Annotated in this window: 2 protein-coding genes and 1 pseudogene; 1 reads left to right on the forward strand and 2 read right to left on the reverse strand. The window is 59.3% G+C overall.

Annotation, left to right across the window (positions count from 1 at the left end; genetic code table 11):
• The coding region (locus tag M3O22_09050; GenBank protein MDP9196887.1) for a pirin family protein at window positions 1-148 on the forward strand (148 nt) is incomplete at its 5' end.
• 280 nt (window positions 149-428) lie between these two features.
• On the opposite strand, the pseudogene rpmE reads toward M3O22_09050, so the two are convergent.
• Window positions 429-641 (reverse strand): annotated as a pseudogene (gene rpmE, locus M3O22_09055) (50S ribosomal protein L31).
• Window positions 642-889: 248 nt separating this feature from the next.
• Window positions 890-3425: DotA/TraY family protein (locus M3O22_09060; protein MDP9196888.1), on the reverse strand; the 2536-nt coding region annotated here is incomplete at its 5' end.

The raw sequence follows: 3425 nt of genomic DNA on the forward strand, positions 1-3425 counted from the left end.
GGAGGACGCAGCCCTCCTGTTCCTGAACGGCCAGCCCATCGACGAACCCATCGTGGGCTATGGCCCCTTTGTCATGAATACGCAGGAAGAAATCCGCCAGGCCATGGAAGATTACCGGAGCGGCCAGATGGGCCAGATCGGAGAGTAGGACAGTGCCCCTGTCATCCCGACCGGAGCGAAGCGCAGTGGAGGGATCTCTTTCCATAAAGAAAGATCCTTCGACTGCGCATCCTTTCAGGATGCTTCGCTCAGGATGACATGCAAATAAAAAGGAAAGGCAACAATCAAGCCTTCTTTTTACCTTCGGCTTTTGCCTTTTTCTCGGCCGGGGCCTTCTTTTCGGCCTTTTCTGCAGGAGCAGCGGAGACCGCGGCTTTTTCAGCCTTCTTCCCCGTATCTGCCGGTGCAGCAGCAGCCCCAGAAGAGGCCCCCAGGCTGCCGAAGCGGTTCCGGAAGCGTGTGATCTGGTCGCCTTTCACGGCGTCACGGTGCTGACCGGTCCAGGCAGGATGGGATTTGGGATCAATATCCAGACGCAGGGTATCGCCTGCCTTGCCCAGCGTGCTGCGGGTCTTGAAGGACGATCCGTCGGTCATGACAACTGTGATCTCGTGATAGTCGGGATGAATGTTCTGTTTCATGGCTGCACCTGCTGGAATGAGGGGCCCTTATAGCCGGGGAAGGCCTAGAATGCAAGATACAGTCGTTCCAGATAAATTCCACATGGTTTTGTCATCCTGAAGGAGCGAAGCGACTGAAGGATCTTTTGTCGCCTGAAGAAAGATCCTTCGACTTCGCATCCTTTCAGGATGCTCTGCTCAGGATGACAGGAGCAACAAAAAACCCCTCCCGGAGGAGGGGTTTCTGCAAAAACCATATTGGCCGGTGATCAGGGAGGGGCACCGCCTGTACCGCCGCCTCCACCTCCCCCACCACCAGGGCGGGTGTTCCGGGCAATCTCGTCGAGAAGGGGCGTTTGCCGATCAGGACCGGGAGCCGGCCGTCTGGACCCCCCTGCCTGGATCAAACCCTGGGCAGCGGTCGTTGTGGCTGCAGCCCCGGCCATGGCTGTATGGGTGAAGTTCTGCAGCTCATTGGTATCTCTCCAGGACGGACCGCCAATCCACCGCAGCGAATGCTCGGGGAACAGGTCAATCAGATGGAAGCAGGCGTTGGCCACCGTATATCCCGCCACCGCATAGACGATGGTGAACATGAACTTGGCCATTGCGCTGCCGGTGCTGAACCCGCCCACCGCCGCTGTGAAGACGGGATTCAGGATCCCGATGGCTATCGAGAACATCATCATGGCCGCCACCATGCCGATAATCAGCATGATCGGGCGCAGGAACAGGTTCAGGGCATACATGTACGCCTGCCGGGCCATGGGGCCGGGCAGCCCCTCACCCTCCGTATTCATGTGCGCCAGGGCGATCAGGGGAATGGCCACCAAGCCTTCCAGCAGCATGACCAGCCACGAGATAACGCCGAAGAAAAACCTCATGACCGGAATCAGGGGCAACACATAGGACAGGGCAAACCCGGCCGCAAACCCCGTGGACATGGCCAGTGTTGCAAACCCCGTGGCGGGTGACCCCCCGGCCGTGCCGCCCGTCAGGATCACCATCGTCAGGGCTATCCCCATACCATACAGGTTCATGGTCTGCAGGGAATGCCCCAGGGTCACCATAGACGCCATGGGATTGGCGCTGCTGTAGGTAAAGAACAGCCAGCTGTTGCCATTGCCCATACCGGCCTGTTTGAACATTGCCTCGAAGAGCTTGTCCAAGAAACCTTCTGCGGCTTTCTTGAAATGCTCAAGCCAGCATTTTATATCGGCCGCACATTCAAACTGTCCGGATTCTATCATTTCCCCTATCTTGTACCCGAAATCGTAAGGCAGCAGGGCAAGCTTGGCAAGACCTGACAGGACATCCCTCCCTGTCTCGTCCAATGTTGCTGGTGCCCGGACCTTGGGTTTGTCCATAGTGGCCTTGGCAAGCGCCGAGGCTTTTCCTGCGCCGGCCACAAAATAGGTCATGGCGCGGGTCCAGCCCCGGTCGGGCGCATTCTGGGCCGCCTCCAGCTCGGCCTTCAGCTGCGCACGGGCCTGGGCATGGGCCTGGGTCATTTCCTGGCGGAATTCGTTGTTCAGTCCCTCAAGCTTTTTCAGCTCCTCGACCGCAGCCTGCTCCACAGTCGCCTCGCTGACCCTCAGGGGCGTACTGTCCTTTCGCCGGCTGGTCAGGTCGGCCGCCGCATAGGCTCCCGGTTTGAGCTTGGTGACCTTGTCCATGAAAATGCTGCGCTTGGCAGCCTTGAAATTCTGCAGAAAAGGACTGTCGCCAGGTGAAGCCTTGTCCAGTTCAATAGTACCGCATGCTGTGGGATCCTCTGTCGTTCCAAAGTACATAAACGTAGCGCCCTCACGCTCGTCGGTCCCGAAAGTAGTTTCGAGCGACTTGCCATAATTGGCGGAATTGGGAACGTTGGCGCCCTTCAGGCTGCTTCGTTTTGCGGCCAGTTCATTCTTTTTCTGCTTGACGCATTTCAGAGCCTCGAAAGCGTTCACAAGCTGGGGCTGCACGTCCGGAATGGGGGCCTGGGCTGCCTCATAGGCCATGTTGCGGGCATTCTGCGTAAACACTGCCCAGACGTTGGACCCCAGGCCGGCGCCCCAGCGGGCCACGTTCAGAATCATGTACTGGCCGGTGTTCAGTCCGCCGCCGATGGGAATCAGCAGAAGAAGGGCGAAGACCAGGCGGATGGGGGACCAGACCATGTTGTGGCGCTTGCCGAACGGCACGCCGTGGTGCGCCGTCTCGATGGTCATGGCCACCAGATAGTACAGCAGGATGATGGACGCCAGGATCAGGATCGCGGTGCTGTACATGGACAGCATCTGGCGCAGGCCCTGTTGCAGCACTCCGCCGCCCGAGGCAATCCGGGCACCGTCCGTTCCGAAAACGGTTCTTATGAACCCGAGGGAAGCATCAGCGCCGGGATCCGGCGGAACAAACAGGGAGCCGGGCGCCGCAAAGGCGCTGTTCAGGCCCATGGCCATCTTGACCAGGACAGCCGCAAGCGTAATGACAAACAGGGCCAGCCCCAGAACCACAGCCAGAAAAACAGCGGCGGGCCGTACATGGGCCTTGTCGAACTTCACATTGGACCAGGCCAGTTTCACCAGGCGGATAAAAGCGCCCCTGTCCTTGTCTTCACCTGTGATCAGGGGATGATTGCGAGGCACCAGGCCCGCATCGGCCAGGATCATGCCGATGACCTGGACAAACAGACGCAGGGTGGATGCTATGTTGCCGATGCCGCGGCCGATGCCGGGGGAAAACATGACCCCCAAGGTCTTGCGGGTTGTGGACCCTTTCGCCGGAAACAGCCTGATCATACGCCCCTCCCCGCCCCCGCCC

It is taken from the genome of Pseudomonadota bacterium (genome assembly GCA_030775045.1).
In the GTDB taxonomy this organism is placed as follows: Bacteria; Pseudomonadota; Alphaproteobacteria; order JALYJY01; family JALYJY01; genus JALYJY01.